This is a genomic window from Streptomyces europaeiscabiei (genome assembly GCF_001550375.1).
Taxonomy (GTDB): Bacteria; Actinomycetota; Actinomycetes; order Streptomycetales; family Streptomycetaceae; genus Streptomyces; species Streptomyces europaeiscabiei.
Map to the genome: position 1 here is coordinate 1 of NZ_LRTR01000299.1, position 21,182 is coordinate 21,182.

General features: G+C 70.3%; 20 protein-coding genes and 1 pseudogene. 12 read left to right on the forward strand and 9 right to left on the reverse strand.

Annotation, left to right across the window (positions count from 1 at the left end):
* The 4 genes and pseudogenes from AWZ10_RS14660 to AWZ10_RS14675 form a co-directional block, all read left to right on the forward strand.
* Nucleotides 1-702 (forward strand): annotated as a pseudogene (locus AWZ10_RS14660) (sacsin N-terminal ATP-binding-like domain-containing protein); the annotation flags it as partial.
* Between the two features lie 65 nt (nucleotides 703-767).
* The gene (locus AWZ10_RS14665; RefSeq protein ID WP_046705655.1) at nucleotides 768-1,313 is read left to right on the forward strand and encodes an MOSC domain-containing protein; all 546 of its coding nucleotides are present in this window, start codon (nucleotides 768-770) and stop codon (nucleotides 1,311-1,313) included.
* Nucleotides 1,314-1,536: 223 nt separating this feature from the next.
* The gene (locus AWZ10_RS14670) at nucleotides 1,537-2,316 is read left to right on the forward strand and encodes a hypothetical protein (protein ID WP_046705653.1); all 780 of its coding nucleotides are present in this window, start codon (nucleotides 1,537-1,539) and stop codon (nucleotides 2,314-2,316) included.
* Nucleotides 2,317-2,498: 182 nt separating this feature from the next.
* Complete coding sequence (locus AWZ10_RS14675; protein WP_060891261.1) at nucleotides 2,499-3,422, forward strand: hypothetical protein; 924 nt, start codon at nucleotides 2,499-2,501, stop codon at nucleotides 3,420-3,422.
* A 129-nt stretch (nucleotides 3,423-3,551) separates the two neighbouring features.
* On the opposite strand, the gene AWZ10_RS14680 is transcribed toward AWZ10_RS14675, so the two are convergent.
* From AWZ10_RS14680 to AWZ10_RS14690, 3 genes are all read right to left on the reverse strand, one after another.
* The gene (locus tag AWZ10_RS14680) at nucleotides 3,552-4,124 is read right to left on the reverse strand and encodes a hypothetical protein (protein WP_240439664.1); all 573 of its coding nucleotides are present in this window, start codon (nucleotides 4,122-4,124) and stop codon (nucleotides 3,552-3,554) included.
* Between the two features lie 126 nt (nucleotides 4,125-4,250).
* Nucleotides 4,251-6,659, reverse strand: coding sequence for an HAD-IC family P-type ATPase (locus AWZ10_RS14685; RefSeq protein ID WP_060891263.1), 2,409 nt, complete (start codon nucleotides 6,657-6,659; stop codon nucleotides 4,251-4,253).
* A 251-nt stretch (nucleotides 6,660-6,910) separates the two neighbouring features.
* Nucleotides 6,911-7,216 (reverse strand): DUF2530 domain-containing protein, encoded by a 306-nt coding sequence (locus tag AWZ10_RS14690; protein ID WP_060891264.1) that lies wholly within the window; start codon nucleotides 7,214-7,216, stop codon nucleotides 6,911-6,913.
* 148 nt (nucleotides 7,217-7,364) lie between these two features.
* Here AWZ10_RS14690 and AWZ10_RS14695 point away from each other — a divergent pair, with 148 nt between their 5' ends.
* Complete coding sequence (locus tag AWZ10_RS14695) at nucleotides 7,365-8,771, forward strand: NCS2 family permease (protein WP_046705648.1); 1,407 nt, start codon at nucleotides 7,365-7,367, stop codon at nucleotides 8,769-8,771.
* A 16-nt stretch (nucleotides 8,772-8,787) separates the two neighbouring features.
* Here the strand turns inward: AWZ10_RS14695 and AWZ10_RS14700 are convergent, their stop codons facing one another.
* On the reverse strand, nucleotides 8,788-8,970 hold the full coding sequence (locus tag AWZ10_RS14700; protein WP_037705660.1) for a hypothetical protein: 183 nt from the start codon (nucleotides 8,968-8,970) through the stop codon (nucleotides 8,788-8,790).
* A gap of 165 nt (nucleotides 8,971-9,135) precedes the next feature.
* Here AWZ10_RS14700 and AWZ10_RS14705 point away from each other — a divergent pair, with 165 nt between their 5' ends.
* From AWZ10_RS14705 to thpR, 3 genes are all read left to right on the forward strand, one after another.
* Nucleotides 9,136-9,573, forward strand: coding sequence for a MarR family winged helix-turn-helix transcriptional regulator (locus AWZ10_RS14705; RefSeq protein ID WP_046705647.1), 438 nt, complete (start codon nucleotides 9,136-9,138; stop codon nucleotides 9,571-9,573).
* A gap of 365 nt (nucleotides 9,574-9,938) precedes the next feature.
* Nucleotides 9,939-11,378: an MFS transporter gene (locus tag AWZ10_RS14710; protein WP_425264491.1), complete on the forward strand. Its 1,440-nt coding sequence runs from the start codon at nucleotides 9,939-9,941 to the stop codon at nucleotides 11,376-11,378.
* A gap of 141 nt (nucleotides 11,379-11,519) precedes the next feature.
* Nucleotides 11,520-12,092, forward strand: coding sequence for an RNA 2',3'-cyclic phosphodiesterase (gene thpR / locus AWZ10_RS14715; RefSeq protein WP_046709314.1), 573 nt, complete (start codon nucleotides 11,520-11,522; stop codon nucleotides 12,090-12,092).
* A 245-nt stretch (nucleotides 12,093-12,337) separates the two neighbouring features.
* On the opposite strand, the gene AWZ10_RS14720 is transcribed toward thpR, so the two are convergent.
* On the reverse strand, nucleotides 12,338-13,330 hold the full coding sequence (locus tag AWZ10_RS14720; protein ID WP_046709311.1) for an aldo/keto reductase: 993 nt from the start codon (nucleotides 13,328-13,330) through the stop codon (nucleotides 12,338-12,340).
* Nucleotides 13,331-13,487: 157 nt separating this feature from the next.
* Here AWZ10_RS14720 and AWZ10_RS14725 point away from each other — a divergent pair, with 157 nt between their 5' ends.
* Complete coding sequence (locus tag AWZ10_RS14725) at nucleotides 13,488-14,420, forward strand: nuclear transport factor 2 family protein (protein WP_046709312.1); 933 nt, start codon at nucleotides 13,488-13,490, stop codon at nucleotides 14,418-14,420.
* 39 nt (nucleotides 14,421-14,459) lie between these two features.
* Here the strand turns inward: AWZ10_RS14725 and AWZ10_RS14730 are convergent, their stop codons facing one another.
* Together AWZ10_RS14730 and AWZ10_RS14735 are read right to left on the reverse strand one after the other, a co-directional pair.
* On the reverse strand, nucleotides 14,460-15,875 hold the full coding sequence (locus AWZ10_RS14730) for an MFS transporter (protein WP_060891266.1): 1,416 nt from the start codon (nucleotides 15,873-15,875) through the stop codon (nucleotides 14,460-14,462).
* Between the two features lie 185 nt (nucleotides 15,876-16,060).
* On the reverse strand, nucleotides 16,061-16,744 hold the full coding sequence (locus AWZ10_RS14735) for a GDSL-type esterase/lipase family protein (RefSeq protein WP_046706936.1): 684 nt from the start codon (nucleotides 16,742-16,744) through the stop codon (nucleotides 16,061-16,063).
* A 270-nt stretch (nucleotides 16,745-17,014) separates the two neighbouring features.
* Here AWZ10_RS14735 and AWZ10_RS14740 point away from each other — a divergent pair, with 270 nt between their 5' ends.
* Complete coding sequence (locus AWZ10_RS14740; RefSeq protein ID WP_060891267.1) at nucleotides 17,015-18,034, forward strand: hypothetical protein; 1,020 nt, start codon at nucleotides 17,015-17,017, stop codon at nucleotides 18,032-18,034.
* A 42-nt stretch (nucleotides 18,035-18,076) separates the two neighbouring features.
* Here the strand turns inward: AWZ10_RS14740 and AWZ10_RS14745 are convergent, their stop codons facing one another.
* Nucleotides 18,077-18,922, reverse strand: coding sequence for a TetR/AcrR family transcriptional regulator (locus tag AWZ10_RS14745; protein ID WP_079104367.1), 846 nt, complete (start codon nucleotides 18,920-18,922; stop codon nucleotides 18,077-18,079).
* 90 nt (nucleotides 18,923-19,012) lie between these two features.
* Between AWZ10_RS14745 and AWZ10_RS14750 the strand changes: the two genes are divergently transcribed.
* Nucleotides 19,013-20,023: an ATP-binding cassette domain-containing protein gene (locus AWZ10_RS14750; RefSeq protein ID WP_060891268.1), complete on the forward strand. Its 1,011-nt coding sequence runs from the start codon at nucleotides 19,013-19,015 to the stop codon at nucleotides 20,021-20,023.
* Nucleotides 20,020-20,841, forward strand: a complete 822-nt coding sequence (locus tag AWZ10_RS14755; protein ID WP_037705319.1) for an ABC transporter permease — start codon at nucleotides 20,020-20,022, stop codon at nucleotides 20,839-20,841. Before AWZ10_RS14750 ends, AWZ10_RS14755 begins: the two co-directional genes overlap by 4 nt.
* On the opposite strand, the gene AWZ10_RS51490 is transcribed toward AWZ10_RS14755, so the two are convergent.
* Complete coding sequence (locus AWZ10_RS51490) at nucleotides 20,831-20,995, reverse strand: hypothetical protein (protein ID WP_159058272.1); 165 nt, start codon at nucleotides 20,993-20,995, stop codon at nucleotides 20,831-20,833. The two genes, AWZ10_RS14755 and AWZ10_RS51490, sit on opposite strands and share 11 nt — an antisense overlap.
* Nucleotides 20,996-21,182: the final 187 nt, after the last annotated feature.

Below are 21,182 nucleotides of genomic sequence, written 5' to 3' on the forward strand. Positions count from 1 at the left end.
CTCCTGCACGGCCTGTACGACGAGGCCGACGCCACCGGCTTCGACGACGAGCAGGTCCTGCGGGCGCTGGGCGTCCGCACCTCGGTGGCCGCGCTGCTGGACGAGCCGGGCGGCGCCGCCGAGCTGCTGGACCGCCTGGCCGACCCGGACCTTCCCGTGTCCGCCGCCCAGCTCCACGGCCTGTACGGCGCCCTGGCCGACCTCGACCCCGAGCAGGTGACCCTGCCGGACGACGTGCGCGCCGTGGTGGACGGCGAGGTGACGGTCGTGGACGCGGCCGACGCCGTCGTCGTCGACTCCCCCGACCTGCTGCCCTTCACCTCCGGTATGCCCCTGCTCCCCGTACGGCCTTCACGGGCCGCCGAGTTGGCCGAGCTGTTCCAGGTGCGAAGGCTCAGCGAGTCGGTGACCGGGGGCGTGGACTCGCAGGGCACGGAGCACGACGTACCGGAGCCGGTACGGGTCCTGCTCGGCCCGGCCACCCCCTCGTCGTACGTCGAGCACGAGGAACTCGTCGTCGACGGCGTCGAGCTGGACTGGCGCCGCACCCGCGACGGCGTACTGCACGCCTCCACCCTCGAAGGGGTCGCCGCCGGGCTAGCCTGGGCGGCGGGGCAGTGGCCGCGCCGCTTCGAGGTGGCCGCGCTGCTCGAAGACCCGTCCCGGGCGCCGGAGTTGGCCCGGGACCGCTGGTTCGACTGAGTGCGCACGAGCGAGGTCTGATTGTTCCGGGTTCGGGTACGTACGGCAGGAGAGGTGGGCACACGATGACGGCGCGGGTCACGGCGGTGAGCGCGAACGAGACGTACTCCTTCAGCAAGCCGAACCGGACGAGCATCACGCTGCTCACCGGTCTCGGCGTCGAGGGCGACGTCCACGCGGGGAAGACCGTCAAGCACCGGTTCCGGATGACGTACGAGCCGGACGCGCCCAATCTGCGTCAGGTGCACCTCATCCACGAGGAGCTCTTCGACGAGCTGGCCGCGAAGGGCTTCACCGTCGCGGCCGGTCAGCTCGGCGAGAACGTCTCCACGCGCGGGGTCGACCTGCTCGGGCTGCCCACGGGCGCGCTGCTGCACCTCGGTGACGAGGCGGTCGTGGAGGTCACGGGGCTCCGCAACCCGTGCTCGCAGATCAACACGTTCCAGCAGGGGCTGTTGAAGGAGGTCTTCGAACTCGACGCCGTGACAGGGGACTTCACCTTCAAGTCCGGGATCATGGGGGTGGTCCGGCAGGGGGGAACGGTCCGTCCCGGAGACGCGATCGGCGTCGAGCTTCCGGTGGGGCCGCATCACCCGCTGGAGCGCGTATAGCGGCTTTTGCCGGGTTGTGCACGAGGTCGACTGTGATCTGGGCAACATCTCCACCGGAAACTCGAATCTCGTACAACCATTCGCCCCCCTCGTGGATCTGATCACCCGAGCCGACGGGTTTCTCAGGAGTCACTCGACTCCCGGAAGTCGACCGGCTCAACAGACCTGAACCGGATCTCGTGCGGCCCACCGTCCGTGAGATCCCTTCCACGTGGGGAAAACATTGCGTAAGCGTGCCACTCTGGGTGTTGTCGTCACCGGCGCCCTGGCTCTGACCGCCCTCGCTGCTCCGGCCGCGCAGGCGGACGAGAAGTACGGCAACATCAAGATCAGCAGCGTCTCCGTCAACGGAGGCAAGGCCGTCGTCATCGGCGCGAAGGCCAAGAAGACGATCACGCTCAAGTTCACCGTCGCGGACAACTCCGGTCACCGGATGGCCACCGCGTACCTGTACCGCGGCAGCAGCATCGACACAGCCGACAGCGCGGCCTCGCCGAGCAAGGACCCGATCACCTGCAAGAAGGTGACCTCCACCAAGTCGAACTGCTCGGCGACCTTCACGTTCACGCCGAACTCCAACGCGATCAACTCCGTCGCCGGTACGTGGAAGACCTGGGCGATCGCCCAGGCCAAGGACTACGACTACGTCCAGAAGGACAACCTCAAGTCCTTCAAGGTCCTGCGTGCCAGCCAGCTCACGGGCGCCAACGCCTCCCCGGAGCCGGTGGCCAAGGGTGCGACGATCACGGTCACCAGCAAGCTGACCCGCGCCAACTGGAACACCGGGGTGAACGGTGCTCTCGGCGGCCAGCCGGTGCAGCTCCAGTTCAAGAAGAGCGGCACGTCCACCTACAAGGCGGTCAAGACCGTCAACTCGGCCTCCACGGGCGATGTGTCCACCACGGTGAAGGCGAGCGCCGACGGCACGTACCGCTACGTCTTCGCGGGCACCTCGACCACGGCTGCCGCGACCGCCGCGGGCGACACCATCGACGTGCAGTAAGCAGCGAGCCCCAGGGCTCACCCCTCCCGGTCGGCCTGGCGCCGTAGCGGGAGGCAGGGGGGACGCGTCGGGTGAACCGGCGCGTCCCCCCGACGCACCAGAGCACGCGGGTCAACGGGCCCGCGATCACGGGGGCCGATGTGACGACGACCGTCGGGCCCCATTTGCCACCGGGGGAACACATGCGTATCCGAACCACCGCGGTCGCCGTCTCCGGCGCCCTCGCCCTCTCTGCCTTCGCCGCTCCGGCCGTGTACGCCGCGGACGACTCGGCGAACGGCATCGCCACCTCCCCGCAGTGGGCGGCGGTCACCGCAGGCACCGGGCCGTCCGCGTTCGGCGCGGCCACCACCGCCGACGCGACGGCGGGCCCCGACGTCTCCTTCTCCGGCATGAAGGTGAACGGCGGCAAGCCGATCGTCGTCGGCGCGACCAAGCACCGCACGGTGTCGGTCACCTACAAGCTCACGCACGCCGCGGACGTGGACATCGCCGACGAGGACTTCGCCAACGGGCCTTTCCTCTATCTCAAGTCGCTGCCCGCCTCGTTGGAGGACACACTCGAGAACCCGGTGCTCTTCGGCGACGAGGCGGCGTCCTGCACGGCCACCTCCACGACCACCGCCAACTGCAAGGCGCTCATCGACATCAGGCCGGCCGACGGTGAACTCGTCAACGCGTACGCCAAGACCTGGAAGGCCGGTGGTCTCGCCATCCAGTTCGACGAGGACGCCGCGGACATGGGCGAGACCTGGCAGGGCGGGCTCGGCACCGCCAAGGTCCAGCGCGAGACGCGGCTCACCGGTGCCAACGCGGCCCCCGAGCCCGTCAAGAAGGGCAAGACCATCACGGTCACGAGCAAGCTGACCCGCGCGAACTGGGACACCAACAAGTTCCCGGCGTACGGCGGCCAGTCCGTGAAGCTGCAGTTCAAGAAGAAGGGCACGTCCGTCTACAAGGACGTCAAGACGGTCAAGACGTCCTCCGCGGGCGCCCTGAAGACCACCGTCAAGGCGACCGTCGACGGCACGTACCGCTTCGTCTTCGCGGGCAGCTCGGGCACGGCGGCCGTGACGTCGGCGGCCGACGCCATCGACGTGAAGTAGGCGCGGCAGCCGTAAGAGGCGTGGGCGCCGGCTCCGGGGTTTCCCGGGGCCGGCGCCTTTTCGTAAGCCGTGAGGTGAGTCGTGAAGTGGTGACGTGAAGTGGTGACGTGAGAGAAGTGGGCTGCTCCGTCAGAGCGTCGGGAAGATCAGGGCGAAGAAGAGCCACAGCAGCACGGCCCAGAAGAGTGCCGCCGCCAGCGACACGAGCAGGGAACTGCGCCACTTCAGCACCAGGAACGGGAAGAGCACCAGGGCCGCCAAGTAACCGGCCACGTCGATGGAGACGCGGGCGGCTTCGCCGAGGGTTCGCGCGCGGCCGGCGGTGATGTAGCGCAGCAGCCGCTGCGAGGCGAAGCCGTACAGCCCGAAGACGATGGGGAAGAACCACAACGGTGTGATCGTGACCAGCTCGGTCTCCGAGAACTCGTCGAACATGACCAGATAGACGAGACCGGCGCCCATGAGCCCGGCGATCAGCGCGGTCACGTAGAGGGCGGTCAGAGCGGGCGGCTCGATGGCGCCGGCCGGCACGGGGACCGCCGAAGCGTACGGAACGTCGGGAGCCGGGACCCGGACCACCTGGTGGCAGTGTGGGCAACGGACGTCCTGCCCGACCCGGTCGGCCGGAGCCGAGATCAGGTGTCCGCACGGGGCGTGGAATTCCACCTGCTGGTACGGGTTCATGAAGCTGCTTCTCCCCACCCTGTTCTCCGTGCCGCCTCCCGGTGCCGCTCGATGCCGGTGCCACGACGGCGCGACCTCGACGAGGCCGGTCAGAGGCGAGGACGCCCGCCGGGGGTGTCCGGTTTCGGGCGCGGGGCGTACGGCCTACGCCGGGAAGCGGCGGTCCACCCACCTCCACAGGAACTCCAGTACGGCCGACGCCCCCGCCGCGATGGCGACCGCGATCCACGGCATCGTCGTCCCCACCAGCCGCAGGGCGAAGAAGTCCTGGAGCGAGGGCACGACGAGGACCACCAGGAAGCAGGCACCCATCGCGGCGACCAGGCCCAGGCGCCACCAGGTGTACGGGCGGGCGATGATGGCCAGCACCCACATGGAGATCAGGAAGAGGGTCAGGGTCGCCGCGCTGGTCTCGGCCTCCAGCGCGCCCTCGCCCGCGTAGTGGTGGCGGGCGATCAGATAGGTGGCGAAGGTGGCCACGGCCGCCAGCACGCCGCCCGGGATCGCGTACCGCATCACGCGCCGCACGAAGTGGGGTTTCGCGCGCTCCTTGTTGGGGGCCAGGGCGAGGAAGAAGGCCGGGATGCCGATCGTCAGGGTCGAGAGGAGCGTCAGGTGGCGGGGGAGGAAGGGGTACTCCACCTGCCAGCAGGCCACCAGGGCGGCGAGGAGCACCGAGTAGACCGTCTTCACCAGGAAGAGGGTGGCGACGCGGGTGATGTTGCCGATGACCCGTCGGCCCTCCGCGACCACCGACGGCAGCGTCGCGAAGCTGTTGTTGAGGAGGACGATCTGGGCGACGGCCCTGGTCGCCTCCGAGCCCGAGCCCATCGCCACACCGATGTCGGCGTCCTTGAGGGCCAGCACGTCGTTCACGCCGTCGCCCGTCATCGCGACCGTGTGGCCGTGGGACTGCAGCGCGCCGACCATGTCCCGTTTCTGCTGCGGGGTGACCCGGCCGAAGACCGTGCCGGAGTCGAGGGCCTCCGCCATGCCGTCGCGTTCGGCGGGGAGCCGGCGGGCGTCGACGACCTCTCCGGTGAGGCCCAGCTTTCCGGCCACCGCGCCGACCGACACCGCGTTGTCGCCGGAGATGACCTTCGCCCGTACGTCCTGCTCCTCGAAGTAGCGGAGGGTGTCGGCGGCGTCGGGGCGCAGCCGCTGTTCGAGGACGACGAGGGCGGTGGGGTACGCCCCCCGGGTGATCTCCGGGTCGTCCAGCTCCCGGGTCACCCGGGCCAGCAGCAGTACCCGTAGCCCCTCCTCGTTCAGCCGTTCGGTCTCGGTGAGGGCCGGGGCGTCCTCGGGGAGCAGGACGTCGGGGGCGCCGAGCAGCCAGGTGCTGGACTCGCCGTCGCCCTCGCTGAAGGAGGCGCCGCTGTACTTGCGGGCCGAGGAGAAGGGGAGGGACTCGGTGCAGCGCCAGTCCTCGCTGTCCGGGTAGGCGTCGATGACGGCCTGGAGGGAGGCGTTCGGGCGGGGGTCAGATTCGCCGAGTGCGCCGAGGACCCTTCGTACGTACGCCTCGTCGACGCCGTCGAGAGGGCGCAGTTCCGTGACGTCCATGCCGCCCTCGGTGAGGGTGCCCGTCTTGTCGAGGCAGACGGTGTCGACGCGGGCCAGGCCCTCGATGGCCGGCAGCTCCTGGACCAGGCACTGCTTGCGGCCGAGGCGGATCACCCCGATCGCGAAGGCGACGGAGGTGAGGAGGACGAGGCCCTCGGGGACCATCGGCACGATGCCGCCGACCGTGCGGGCGACGGAGTCCTTGAAGTCGTTCTCCTTGACGATCAGCTGGCTGATGATCAGGCCGACAGCGGTCGGGATCATCATCCAGGTGACGTACTTGAGGATCGTGGAGATGCCGGAACGCAGCTCGGAGTGGACGAGGGTGAAGCGGCTCGCCTCCTCCGCCAGCTGGGCCGCGTACGCCTCCCGGCCCACCTTCGTCGCGGTGAACGCACCGCCGCCTGCGACCACGAAACTGCCTGACATCACCTGGTCACCGGGTTGTTTGACGACCGGGTCGGCCTCGCCGGTGAGCAGCGACTCGTCGATCTCCAGGCCGTCGGTCTCGACGCACTCGCCGTCGACGACGATCTTGTCGCCGGGGCCGATCTCGATGACGTCCCCGAGCACGACGTCGGAGGTGCCGACCGGTGCGGCGACCCCGTCCCGCCGGACCGTCGGCTTCGCCTCGCCGATGACCGCGAGGGAGTCGAGGGTCTTCTTCGCCCGCCACTCCTGGATGATGCCGATGCCCGTGTTGGCCAGGATCACGTAGCCGAAGAGGCTGTCCTGGAACGGTGCCACGAACAGCATGACCAGCCAGAGCACGCCGATGATCGCGTTGAACCGGGTGAAGACGTTCGCGCGGACGATTTCCACCGTGGAGCGGCTGCTCCGCACGGGTACGTCGTTCACCTCGCCGCGGGCCACTCGATCGGCCACCTCGGCGGCCGTCAGACCACGCGCCCGCCCCGGGTGTTTCGCGGCCGGGACGGCTGTGGGGTGCACAGGATCGAGTTCGGTACCCGCGTCGATGTGCGTCATGCACTCGACGGTACGTGCGGATTTGGGGGTTCACCCGCCGAGTGGGCGAAAGATCCGACCTGGGGAGGAGGGGGGAGAGGGGGCCGTGGTGCCGTGGTCGTACACGACAGTTCGTACGGTCCGGGCTCGTACGGTCGGTCCGGGCTCGTATGGTCGGTCCCGGCTCGTACGGTCGGTCCGGGCTCGTACGGCTGGTCCGGGCTCGTATGGTCGGTCCCGGCTCGTATGGCCGGCCCCGGTGGAGGGCGTGCCTACTCGACGGGCGTCACATCGGCGGCCCCGGCCCCGGCCCCGGCCTCGGCGGCGGCCTTGCGCTCCGCGTCTCTCCTGATCGCCGCGTCCCGTCGGCGCACGTAGTAGATGCCGATGAACCCGAGCCCGCCGCCCGCCAGGCAGGTCCACACCCACCAGGTGTGCCCGTGGTCCTCGTACCAGCCGTAGAAGGGGAGCTGGACGACGAAGAGGACGAGCCACAGGATCGTGCCGCCGATGATGGTCGGCACGATGGGCCCCTCCAGGGGGGCCGGTGCCTCGTGCTTGGGGGTCCACTTCGCCATGAGGCACAGCTTACGAGGCGGACGGGTCTACGCGCGGAGATGGCGGTTACTGAATCATATGTTCATACTGAAACGGTTTCTGTCTGGCTACTTCTGTTCGTAGAAAACTCCAACAGCGCCGGAGGGCCCGTTGGGGATGAGGTCTCGCATGTCCCCGCAGGGTTCCCTCGACCGCTACTTCAGGATCACGGAGCGCGGCAGCACGCTGTCGCGCGAGATCCGGGGTGGTCTGGCCACCTTCTTCGCGATGGCGTACATCATCGTGCTGAACCCGATCATCCTGAGCAGCGCGAAGGACATGTACGGGCATCAGCTGGACTACGGCCAGCTGGTCACCGCGACCGCGGTCACCGCCGCGTTCACCACGCTCCTCATGGGTGTCATCGGCAACGTGCCGATCGCGCTGGCGGCGGGCCTCGGTGTGAACACGGTCGTCGCGCTGCAGCTCGCGCCGCGGATGTCGTGGCCGGATGCGATGGGCATGGTCGTGTTGGCCGGTTTCATCGTGATGCTGCTGGTGGCGACGGGCCTGCGGGAGCGGGTCATGAACGCCGTGCCGCTGAGTCTGCGCAAGGGCATCTCCATCGGTATCGGCCTGTTCATCATGCTGATCGGGCTGGTGGACTCCGGCTTCGTCACCCGTATCCCGGACGTCGCGAAGACGACCGTGCCGCTCCAGCTGGGCGCGAGCGGGCACCTCGACGGCTGGCCGGTGCTCGTCTTCGTCCTCGGCGCGCTGCTGACGCTCGCGCTGATCGTGCGCAAGGTGCCGGGCGCGATCCTCATCTCGATCGTCGCGATGACGCTGCTCGCGGTCGGCATCGAGGCCATCGCCAAGCTGCCCGCGGGCTCCTGGGGTCTCACCACCCCGAAGTGGCCCGGCAACCCGGTCGCGACCCCCGACTTCGGGCTGCTCGGCGAGGTCAGTCTGTTCGGCGGCTTCTCGAAGGTCGGTGTGCTGACCGGTGCACTCTTCGTCTTCACGGTCCTGCTGTCGTGCTTCTTCGATGCGATGGGCACGATCATGGGCGTCGGCGACGAGGCCAGGCTGACCGACGCGGACGGTCAGCTGCCGGGCATCAACAAGGTGTTGTTCGTCGACGGCATCGCGGTCGCGGCCGGTGGTGCCAGTTCCTCGTCCGCCACGACCTGTTTCGTGGAGTCGACGGCCGGTGTGGGCGAGGGGGCGCGCACGGGCTTCGCCAACGTGGTCACCGGTGCTCTGTTCGCGGTCGCGCTGTTCCTGACGCCGGTCGCCACGATGGTTCCCTCCCAGGCGGCCACTCCGGCGCTGCTCGCGGTCGGGTTCCTGATCCTCGCGAACTCCGTCCGCGAGATCGACTGGGCCGACTACACGATCGCGATCCCGGCCTTCGTGACGATGGTGATGATGCCGTTCACCTACTCGATCACCAACGGCATCGGCATGGGCTTCATCACCTTTGTCGTCCTGCGTCTGGCCGCTGGTCGTGGACGCGAGGTTCCGGCCGCGATGTACGTGGTGTCGGCGGTCTTCGTCTTCTACTACCTGATGCCGGCGCTGGGGCTGACGTGAGCGGCGCCCGGGTCCCTCACGTCACCCCGTAGAACTTCTCCGTCTCCTCGACCGCGGTCTGGAACCGCTCGTCGAAGTCGTCCCGGATGAGCGTCCCGATCACATAGTCCTGGACGCTCATTCCCCTTTTCGCCGCGTGGGTCCGGAGCCGTTCGAGCAGCTCCCCGTCTATCCGCAGGCTGAGCACAGTGGTCCCCATGTGTACAAGATTCAGGTGCGCCCTGGTCTGTCACGTCACGTTCTGCGTACTGGTCACTCATATGAGTGACAAGAGGGCCGGGGGCGGCATGAGTGGCGGGGTTCACGGGCACAGCCGTGGAGTTCCGGTGGTCTTTAGCGAGAGTAATGAGTTACGCTAAAGAACATGCCTGACCTGAACCATGGCGACGACGAGGCCGCTGTGAACGCCCTCCGTTCCGCCGTGATGCGCCTGTCCCGCCGGCTCAAGCACCAGCGGGTCGACGAGTCGCTGAGCCCCACCGAGATGTCGGTCCTCGGCACGCTCGCCCGTTGCGGCACCGCCACCCCCGGTGAGCTGGCCCGCAAGGAGCATGTGCAGCCGCCGTCGATGACCCGGATCGTCGCCCTGCTGGAGAGCAAGGGGCTGGTGAAGCTGGAGCCGCACCCCGAGGACCGGCGGCAGAAGGTGGTCACCCAGACCGAGCGGGCCGAGGCGATGCTGGAGGAGAGCCGCCGCAAACGCAACGCGTTCCTCGCCACCCTCGTGGAGGGCCTCGGCGCGGACGAGTGGGAGAAACTGCGCGCGGCCGCGCCGGTGCTGGAGAAGCTCGCGCATCTGTGACCCGGCGCCCGGCCACCGGGTGCGCCGCCGCCGTAGGGGGTACGCCGGATCGGCCGCCGGTACGCCCCGGCCGACAGCCCGTACGCCGTCAGGGGCGGGCATGGGCCGACCCGAAAACCAGCAGACAGAACAGGAGCGGTGAGGCTTACGCAACCGCACGACATGCACACGTTTCACGCAAGGAGGCGACCCCTTTGAGTACGGGCCCCGGAGCAGCTTCCGTCCCCGCACCACCGACCCCTCACGACCCCCCGCCCACACCCGACGCACCGGAAGCACCACCGGATACCACCGGCCCGCCGACGACCGCCTCCGGTTCTTCGACGGCGGCCTCCGGTTCTTCGACGACCGCCTCCGGCTCTTCGGTGAGCGCCCCCGAGGCTTCCGGCACGGCCCCTGCCGTCCCCGCAGTCCCCGCCGCACCTGCCGTCCCCGCCTCCTCGTCCTCCTCCGACCCGTCGCCCGTCCGCCCCGCCCCTCGTGAACGTGTGTCCATGTTCCGGTCGTTGCGGGTGCGGAACTACCGGCTGTTCTTCGTCGGGCAGGTGGTGTCGAACATCGGCACGTGGATGCAGCGGATCGCGCAGGACTGGCTGGTGCTGAGCCTGGCGGGGTCGTCCACGGCCGTCGGTGTGACGATGGCGCTGCAGTTCCTGCCGATGCTGCTGTTCGGGCTCTACGGCGGGGTGCTGGTCGACCGGTTCCCGAAGCGGCGGCTGCTGTTCCTGACGCAGACGTCGATGGCGGTGACAGGGCTGGCGCTCGCCGTCCTGACGCTCTCCGGGCATGTCCAGGTGTGGCACGTGTACGTCGCCGCCTTCGCCGTGGGCATGGCCACCGTGGTGGACAACCCGGCTCGGCAGTCCTTCGTGTCGGAGATGGTCGGCCCGGACCAGCTGCAGAACGCGGTCAGCCTCAACTCCGCGAACTTCCAGTCGGCCCGTCTGGTCGGCCCCGCCGTCGCCGGTGTGCTGATCACCACCGTCGGCACGGGCTGGGCCTTCCTCTACAACGGTCTCTCCTTCATCGCCCCCATCATCGGCCTGCTGCTGATGCGGACCCGCGACCTGCACCCCGTCCGCCCCGCCCCGCGTGCCAAGGGGCAGCTCCGCGAGGGCCTGCGCTATGTGGCCCGCCGCCCCGAACTGCTCTGGCCCATCGTCCTCGTCGGCTTCATCGGCACCTTCGGCTTCAACTTCCCCGTCTGGCTGTCGGCGTACGCGGACGACGTGTTCCACTCGGACGCCGGCTCGTACAGCCTCTTCAACACACTCATGGCGGTCGGCTCGGTGGCCGGCGCGCTGCTCGCGGCCCGTCGCGGCACCGCCCGGCTGCGGGTGCTGATCGGCGGCGCGCTCGCCTTCGGCCTGCTGGAGATCGTGGCCGCGCTGGCACCGGCGTACTGGATGTTCGCCCTGCTCATGGTGCCGCTAGGGATGTTCGGCCTGACGGTGAACGTCACCACCAACACGGCCATCCAGATGAACACCGATCCCGCGATGCGCGGCCGTGTCATGGCCCTCTACATGATGGTCTTCCTCGGCGGCACCCCACTGGGCGCGCCGATCGCCGGCTGGGCCACCGACGCGTACGGCGCCCGTGCGGGCTTCGTCGCCGGCGGCGTCGTCTCCACGGTCGCCGCGGTCGTCGTGGGTCTGGTCCTCGTCCGGGCCGGCGGACTGCGGCTGTCGCTGGGGTGGAACCAGGGCCACCCCCGGGTGCGGTTCGTGCCCAAGGGCCAGGCCGAGGGGCAGCACGAGGGGCAGCACGAGGAGCAGGCGGTTCCCGTGACGACCGCGGCCTAGTGCCGCGGCAGGCAACGTTCGCCCCGTCGCGGCGCCCGGCACGCCGAGAGCACGCACCGGACGCGGCTCCTTCACGGGCAAAACGCCGCCTGCCGCGGCACTGGTACTGAAAGGGTGGCGGTCATGAGTGCGATGAGTACCGTGCGGCTGTTCGCCGCGGTGTTGCCGCCCGCCGATGTCGTCGAGGAACTCGGCCTGGCGATCGGGGAGTTGAAAGGCCTGGCCGGTGCGGACCGGTTGCGCTGGACCGAGCCGCCCGGCTGGCATTTCACGCTCGCCTTCTACGGAGGGGTCGACGAGGACGTCGTACCGGAGCTGTCGCGGCGCCTGGAGCGGGCCGCGCGGCGGAGCGAGCCGTTTCCGCTGGCGGTGCGCGGCGGCGGCCAGTTCGGGCACGGCCGGGCGTTGTGGGCGGGGGCCGAGGGGGACCTCGGCGCCCTGCGGCTGCTGGCCGACCGGGCGGAGGCGGCGGCGCGCAAGGCCGGGCTGCCGATGGGGGAGCACCGCCGGTACACACCCCATCTGACGGTGGCCCGCAGCCGGGAGGACTTCGACGTACGGCCGTACGTCGCCGCGCTCGACGCCTTCGCCGGGCGTACGTGGACGGTGTCCGACCTCGCGCTGGTGCGCAGCAACCTGCCGACGTCCGGGGTGCCGGGGGAGCAGCCGCGGTACGAGGCGGTCGGGCGCTGGGGGCTCGGGGTGGCCGGATGACCGTTCGGGCCGGCGGTTAGGCTCGGGGGGTGGACCCGAAGACCCGTAACCGGATCATGGCCGGTGTGCTTGTGCTGATGTTCGCGGTGGTTGCTCTCGCGGCGGCGCTTGGCAGGTGACCGTCGCGTTCCGGCGACCGTCGGGGAACTGCGGACCGTGTTGATCTGCGGCCCGTGTTGATGTGCGGCCCGGTGGGGGCTTGTCGCGCAGTTCCCCGCGCCCCTTACGGGGCCCTCACCAGGGCCTCACCAGGCGAAGGCCTCCGGGGACGGGCCCGGGCCCGGGAAGATCTCGTCCAGGGCCGCCAGAAGTTCCCCCGACAGCTCCAGCTCGGCCGCGCGGATCGCGGATTCGAGTTGCTGGGCCGTGCGCGGGCCGACGATCGGGCCGGTGACGCCGGGGCGGGTCAGGAGCCAGGCGAGGGCTGCCTCGCCCGGTTCGATGCCGTGCTTGTCGAGGAGGTCCTCGTACGCCTGGACCTGGGCGCGTACGGCGCCGTCGGCGAGGGCGTCGGCGGAACGGCCCGAGCTGCGGCGGCCGTCCTTGGCCTCCTTCCTGATGACCCCGCCGAGGAGCCCGCCGTGCAGCGGTGACCAGGGGATGACCCCGAGTCCGTACTCCTGCGCGGCCGGGATGACCTCCATCTCGGCACGGCGTTCGGCGAGGTTGTAGAGGCACTGCTCGCTGACGAGGCCGATGGTGCCGCCCCGGCGGGCGGCGATCTCGTTCGCCTGGGCGATCTTGTAGCCGGGGAAGTTGCTGGACCCGGCGTAGAGGATCTTGCCCTGCTGGACCAGGACGTCGACGGCCTGCCAGATCTCCTCGAAGGGGGTGGCCCGGTCGATGTGGTGGAACTGGTAGACGTCGATGTGGTCCGTCCGCAGCCGCTTGAGGCTGGCGTCCACGGCCCGCCGGATGTTCAGGGCGGAGAGCTTGTCGTGGTTGGGCCAGGAGTCGGCGGAAGCCGCCATGTTCCCGTACACCTTGGTCGCGAGCACGACCTTGTCGCGGCGCTCGCCGCCCTTCGCGAACCAGTTGCCGATGATGCTCTCGGTGCGGCCCTTGTTCTCGCCCCAGCCGTACACGTTCGCCGTGTCGAAGAAGTTGATGCCCGCGTCCAGCGCCGCGTCCATGATCGCGTGGCTGTCCGCTTCGTCCGTCTGTGGACCGAAGTTCATCGTGCCGAGGACCAGCCGGCTGACCTTGAGTCCTGTGCGTCCGAGCTGTGTGTACTTCATGACTCCCCAGCCAAGGCGGTGGAGTGCGCTCTAGGCAAGCGCGGGCGGATGCGTGGTGGTCCGGGCGGAGAAGATCTTGACGCTAACTGGTGGTTAGTGCTTTCCTTCGGTAAGTATGAGCTTGAACTTTCAAGCGCCACTCTCCGATGGGAGCATCGTGACCCCCACCACGCCTGCCCGCCGCGCCCTCGTGGCCGTCCTCGCGGCCGTCGCGCTCACCTCCACCGTCGCCGTCGTACCCGCCGTCGCGGCACCGACGGCGGTCGCCGAGCGGGGCGCGTACGGCGATGCCGCGCGCGTCGGCCACTACCAGAAGGCCGTCGCCGTACGGGTCCTCAAGGGGGTGTTCGAGGACGGCGACACGGCGGTCGTGGACCGTTACGTACGGCCGGACTACATCCAGCACAACCCGCTCGCGCCGGACGGGGCGGAGACGCTGAAGGGGCTCGCGGCGGCGGTGAGCGGGCAGTTCCCGGACGCCGTGTACGACATCGAGCGGGTCGTCTCGCAGGGCGACCTGGTCCTCGTGCACTCCAACGTCGTGCTCACCCCCGGCACCCGGGGCTCCGCCGTCTTCGACATCTTCCGCTTCCAGGGCGGGCGCATCGCGGAGCACTGGGACGTGGCGCAGGAGGTGCCGGAGTCCTCGGCCAACGGCAACGACATGTTCTCCACGGTCAGCCGGCCGCGCACCAGCGAGCCGGGGCCGGCGTGGCTGACCTCGTACAACGAGAAGCTGGTGACCAAGGCCTTCGACCGGCTGCTGGTACGGAAGGACCTGTCGGCCATCGACACGTACTGGGGTCCCGAGTACCACCAGCACAACCCGAACATCCCCGACGGGGTGGCGGGGGTCAGGGCCGGTCTGGGCGCCTACTTCCAGCAGTTCCCCGACCTCGCCGTCTCGCGCAAGCGCGTCATCGCCGAGGGCGATCTCGTCGCCGTCCACAGTCACTACGTCAACGCACCGGGCGAGCGCGGCCAGGCCGTCCTCGACCTGTTCCGGGTGCGGAACGGGAAGATCGTCGAACACTGGGACGTGCTCCAGGACGTACCGGCGACTTCGGCGAACGACAACACGATGTTCTGAACGGCGACGTGATGTTCTGACCGCCGGGCCGGGCTCGGGTCAGTTCTTCGGGAGGGGCCGGGGGTTCCGCTGGTCCCGCTGCTCCTGGTCGTCGTCCGTGAGGAGTGAGGGCTGTCGCGGGCGGCGGTAGGGGAGCAGGAGCAGCGGGGTCGCCAGGAGGAGGAGGCCCGCGGCGGTGATCGCGGTGCGGGGGGTGGTGAGGGCGGCGAGGATGCCCCAGAGGGCGGTCATGGCGGCGGTGCTGAGTTTGCCGGTGACCGACCAGGCGGTGAGGGTGCGGGCGACGCGGTCCGGCGGGGTCCGGGTGAGGCGTTGGGTGGCCATCACCGGGTTGAAGACGCTGATGCAGACGATCAGGCCCAGTTCGACGGCCATGACGAGGACGAGGCCGGCGGGGCCGGGGCCGATGAACGCCAACCCCAGTCCCCAGCACGCTCGCAGCGTTCCGGCGGTCCAGATGACCCTGCGGTGACCGTGCCGGTCGACCAGGCGACGGGAGAGGCGTGAGCCGATCAGGCCTCCGACACAGGGGACGGCGAAGGCGAGGCCGTACTGCCAGGGGGCGAAGCCGAGTTCGCCGACCATGAGGATCAGCAGCAGGGGTGCGGGCGCCATGATCAGGGCGTTGACCAGGACGGTGTTGAGGAAGAGGGGGCGCAGGGCCGGGTCGGCGAGGATGTAGCGCCAGCCGTCGAGGAGGTCGCCGGGGCGGAGACGGGGGGTGGGGGATGGGGATGGGGTGGGTGTGAGGGTGGGGCTCGGGGCGATTCCCGATGGGGGCGTCGTGGGCTTCGCGGTTGTCGCCGGCTTGGCGGACGTGGTGGTTGTCGCCGGCTTCGTGGGCGTCGTGGGTGATTCGGGCCGTACCGGGTGCGGTTCCTTGCCGCCGATCGCTCGGATCGCCGCGGCCGAGAGCAGGTAGCTGGTGGCGTCGGTCAGCAGGGTGACGACCGGGCCGAAGAGGCCCATCGCGGCGCCGCCGAGGGGCGGGCCGAGCATGGTCGTGGTCCAGGTCGTGGCCTCGAAGCGGCCGTTGGCGGCCACGAGGTGCTCCGGGGGGACCAGGAACTTCAGGAAGGCGCCGCTCGCCGCGGTGAAGGTGATGTCGGCGACGGCGACGACCACGGACACCAGGAGGAGCTGGGGGAAGGTCAGCAGATCGAGGGCGTAGGCCGCCGGGACGGTCACCAGGGCCGCGCAGCGGACCAGGTCCATCGTGATCATCACCGGGCGTTTGCGGCGGAACTCCACCCAGGGGCCGAGGGGTACGGCCACCGCCGCGCCCACCGCCAGGCCGGTGGCCGCCAGCGCGGAGACCTCCGTCGGGCCGACGTGCAGGACCAGCACCGCGATCAGGGGGAACGCGTCGAACGACAGCCGCGTACCGAACGCGCTGACCGCGTACGCCGCCCACAGCCACCGGAACTCCCGCCCCAGCCCACCGCCCCGCGCCATCCCCGCCCCCGCCTCCGCCACGCCGTTCGACGCGGCCCGCGCGGGTCACGTCCGACCGGGACATCCAAGCGAGTGGGAGGCGGCCGGGCAAGCGCGCAACGGCTGGGCCGGGAGGCCGCGGGCGACGCGCTCAGCCACGGAACGAGGAGGGCCGCTGTCCGGCGCCCCGCACGACAGCCGGTCCCTCACGCCTCCTCGTACGGTCCGCCCAGCCCCCACGCCTCGTGCATCGCGTTCGCGAAGGTCGCCGCGATCTTGTGTTCGCCGGCGGCGTTCGGGTGGGTGCCGTCGTAGGTGTCCCAGTGGATGTCGTACGAGTGGGGCGGGGACGCCAGGAGGAGGGGGGAGCGGGGTTCGTCGAGGTCGGCGGCCGTCTTGGCGAGGAGTTCGTTGAAGCGGGAGACCTGGGCGGCGAAGGGGGCGTCGGACTCGGCGCGGACGTTCGGGGTGACCGGGAGGAGGACCATGCGGACGTGCGGGTTCGCCTCGCGGGCGGCCTCGACGAAGCGGTGGGCGTTCTCGGCGGTCTGCTCGGCGTTGGTGTAGAAGCCCAGGTCGATGAGGCCGAGGGAGACGAGAAGGACGTTGGCCTTGTGGCCGCGGATCGCGTCGGCGATCAGCGGGGCCATGTGGAGCCAGCCCTCGCCCCAGCCCGCGAGATGGGCGCGCGGGAAACGCGGGTCGGTGTCGGCGTACTCGTACGACGTCGGGGCCTCGGCCGCCTTGTCGTAGAGCGTCTCGCGCGGACCGACGATCTTGAAGGGGCCGTCGTGCGTCGTGCGCAGGTGCTGCCAGAGCCGGTAGCGCCATGTGTGTTCGCCCGCGCTCCCGATCGTCATGGAGTCGCCTACGGGCATGAACCTGAGCATGCGCTCATCATGAACGATCGCTACCGGCTGGTAGGCGGTGGTTGGTCTCCCCGCGCTGTGAACCTTGCCACGTGGGGCTTCTCGCCCAGTTCCCGGCGCCCCTGAAGGATCAGGCCCTGCGGGCATGAGAAGCACGGGGCGCAGCCCCTGCTTCTCAGGGGCGCGGGGAACTGCGCGAGAAGCCCCACCGGACCCGCACCCGCCGACGCACCGGACACCCCCCGGCGCTCCCCACCCCACCCGGCGGAGCGAGATGGCAGGCTTGGGCCCATGCGCCGTCGCCTCCTGCCCTCCCTCCGCCGGTTCCGTGCCGGTCTCGCCGGTCTCGCCGCGGTCCTGCTCGCCGCCCTCCCGGCCGCGCCCGCGGTCGCCGACGACGACGGGTTCACGATGAAGGACTCGCGGATCACCGAGTCGAGCGGTCTCGCCGCGTCGCGTCAGCACCCGGGGGTCTACTGGACCCACAACGACAGCGACGACGGGGCGTTCCTCTACGCCGTCGACAGCGAGACGGGTGAGACGGTCGCCACGGTCACCATGACGGGCGTCGGCACCCCGCGCGACGTCGAGGCGATCTCCATGGGCCCGGACAACAAGCTGTACGTCGGTGACATCGGCGACAACCTCGGCGGTACCTGGGCGTATGTCTGGATCTACGAACTCCCGGAGCCGAAGGAGCTGAAGGACCAGACGATCAAGGCCACGCAGTACGTCGTGAAGTACGAGGACGGGGCGCGGGACGCGGAGGCGCTGATGGTGCATCCGAAGACCGGCCGGGTCTACATCGCCGACAAGAACGAGGCCGGCGGGTCGCTGTACGAGGGACCGGCCGACCTCTCCGCCTCCGGCACGAACGTCTTCAAGAAGGTCGCCGCCGTGCCCGACCTGGAGGTCACCGACGGCGCGTTCTCGCCGGACGGCAAGCAGCTCGCCCTGCGCGCGTACTTCGGCGGCATCCTCTACGACTGGAACGGCGGCAAGATCAAGAAGGTCGAGCAGCTGAGCGTGCCCCTGCAGCGACAGGGGGAGTCGGTGACCTTCGAGACCGACGGCTCGAAGATCATGTACGGCAGTGAGGGGTCGGGCAGTTCGGTCGTCGCGCGGGACGTGCCCGGCGGCGGCTCCGGGAGCGGCGGTTCCGGCTCCTCGTCCTCCGGCGGGAACGGCTCCGGCGCCACCGCGGCGGACGGCGACGGAACCAGCTCCACCTTCAAGGTCGGCGCCCTCGCCGTCGCCGGGGCGGTCGCGGTCGTATGGGGCTTCAAGCGGGTGCTGCGCCGGCCGTCCTGAGCCGCTCCGCACCGACCGCCCCGTAGGCGCAGGTCTCCGCCGTCATTCCTCCTCGGCCCCGCCCCGCCGTAGGACGAGCACCTCCAGCCCGTCCAGGATGCGCTGCAGGCCGAACTCGAAGTGGTCGAAGCCCGTGGCGAAGGCGTCCTCGGAGAGGCCGGCGAGGAGGGGGTAGCGGCCGGAGGCCATGAGTTCTCCGAGGACGGGTGCCTGGGCCTGCCAGAACTCCGCGTCGGTGAGGCCGGACCGGTGCTCCGCCTCCTGCGCGTAGAGCTGGGTGCGGGCGGCGCCGACGACATAGCCGTCGACCGCGATGATCACGGAGATCAGCTCGGGGTCGGTCAGCCCCATGGACTTGATGCGGGAGAGGACCTTCTCCATGCCGTCCAGGGCGCTGGGGCCGAGGATCGGGCGGGACTGGTTGACCTGGAGCAGCCAGGGGTGGCGCTGGTAGAGGGCGAGGGTGGCCCGGCCCAGGGCCTCCAGGGCGGAGCGCCAGCCGCCGTCGCCGAGGTCGGCGGGGTTCTCGGAGGGCCGCTGGACGCGGTCGAGCATCAGGTCGAGCAGTTCGCCCTTGCCGGGGACGTAGCGGTACAGGGACATGGTCCCGGTGCCGAGTTCGGTGGCGACCCGGCGCATGGAGAGGGCGTGCAGACCCTCCGCGTCGGCGACCCGGACGGCCGCCTCCACGATCCGGTCCAGGGTGAGGCCCGGCTTGGGGCCGCGGCTGGGGCGCCGGCCGGTGTCCCACAGCAGATGGAGCGTGCGGACGATGTCCCCGCTGCCACTGGACTCCGTACCGCCGACGCCGCCGCCGGCCCCGCCCACCCTGTCACCGGTACGGCCGCCGCTCGCGCCGTCGCCCGTACCGCCCTTGCCCGTTGTCATGGACCCGAGCTTAGATCCTCGCGGAAAAACTGGGTACGACGTACGCGTAATCGGGTACGGTGTACCCAGTTGAATCCGGAAGGGGGACCCATGAGCGACGGAAACGGCGCCGGGAGCGGCGACGGATACGCGGTACGGGCGGAGGGCCTGGAGAAGAGGTACGGGGGGAAGCGCGCGCTCGACGGCTTCGACCTCACCGTCCGCGAGGGCGCGGTGCACGGTCTGCTCGGCCCGAACGGCGCGGGCAAGACCACCGCCGTGCGCATCCTCGCCACACTGCTGCGCCTGGACGGCGGCCGGGCGACGGTGGCCGGCCTCGACGTGGCGCGGCACCCGCGCGAGGTGCGGGCCAGGATCGGCCTCACGGGGCAGTACGCGGCCGTGGACGAGGTGCTGACCGGCCGTCAGAACCTGGAGATGTTCGGCCGGCTGTTCCACCTGGGCGGGAAGCGGGCCAGGCTGCGGGCGACCGAGCTGCTCGACCGGTTCGACCTCGCCGACGCCGCCGACAAGGGCGTCGGCAAGTACAGCGGCGGTATGCGGCGGCGGCTCGACCTCGCCGCGTCGATGATCCTCGCCCCGGCCGTCCTCTTCCTGGACGAGCCGACGACCGGCCTCGACCCGCGCAGCCGGAACGAGGTCTGGGAATCGGTCAGGGCGTTGGTGGCGGGCGGCACGACCGTGCTGCTCACCACGCAGTATCTGGAGGAGGCCGACAAGCTCGCCTCGCACATCACCGTGATCGACCAGGGGCGGGCCATCGCCGACGACACCCCGGACGGGCTGAAGAGCACGGTCGGCGGCGACCGCGTCGAGGTCGTCGTCGCCGAGCGCGCCGACATCCCGCGCGCGGTCAAGGTCGTCGCCCGCGTCTCGGACGGCGAACCGGAGTCGGACGAGACGGAGCTGCGCGTCCACGCCCCGGTGACCGACCGCGTCTCGGCCCTCACCGAGGTGGCCCGCACCCTTCGGGACGAGGGCGTACAGGTCCAGGACATCGGCCTGCGCAGGCCGAGTCTGGACGACGTGTTCCTGCGCCTGACGGGCCACCGCGCGGAGAAGACCGACCGGATCGAGACGGAGAAGGGGGCCGCCGCATGACCGCCGTCGACCTGGGCGCACCGAGTGCGCACGGCCGTACGTACTGGCTGCTCGCCGACGTCTGGAACATCGTCCGCCGCGGCCTCACCCACTACCGGCGCCAGCCGGTCAACATCGCCTGGCAGCTGGGCTTTCCCATCCTGTCCGTGCTGTTGTACGGCTATGTCTTCGGCAGCGCCATGCAGGTGCCCGGCGGCGGGGACTACCGGGACTTCCTGATGCCGGGCATGTTCGTGATGACGATGGCCTTCGGGTTCATCAACACGGCGACCCTCGTGGTCTACGACTCCACCAAGGGGGTCATCGACCGCTTCCGCTCCATGCCCATGGCCCCGTCCGCGGTGGTCGCCGGGCGCGGGGTGACCGATCTGCTGGGCGCCTGCGCGGAGCTGGCCATCATGATGCTGACGGCGGTCGCGATGGGCTGGCGCCCGGACGGCGGCCTCGGCTTCCTGGCCGCGTTCGGTCTGCTCCTCTGGCTGCGCTTCGCGTTGATCTGGATCGGCGTCTGGCTGGGCCTGATGGTCCCCAACCCGGAGGCGGCGGGCGGCCTCTTCGCGGTCGCCTTCCCGCTGACCATGATCTCCAGCATCTTCGTCGCCCCGCAGCTCATGCCCGACTGGCTGGGCTGGATCGCCGCCTGGAACCCGATCTCCTCCTCGGCCGCGGCGACCCGCGAGCTGTTCGGGACGCCGGTCGGTGGCGGTGACTCCTGGATCGAGCAGAACGCGCTGCTGATGGCCGGGGTGTGGCCGCTGGTGCTGACGCTGGTGTTCCTGCCGTTGGCGGTGCGTCGCTTCAAGAAGCTCAGCCGCTGATCCGGTCGGGGGTCCGGGGGGTGTCCTCCACGGGATGCGGCCTGCTCTCGGCGGTGCGCGGGTTCCAGACGTCGAGCCGGTGACCTACGGCGGCCGGGACAGGGGAGGAGGCGTCCGGCGTATCAGGTGACGTCGGACGCCTTGACGTGCTCATGCGATCTGTCTTCCATGGGAGGTGCGGGTGATGGGAGCGCTCCCATCGATTCCGGACCCGCGCCTCCCGAGGAGGAAGCAGCGACATGTTCCGCAGCTTACGGAGAACCCTGGGCGCCCTGTGCGCGGCCGCCGCCGTGCTCGCGCTGCCCCTGGCCGGCGGTGCGCATCCGGTGGCCGCCGCCACG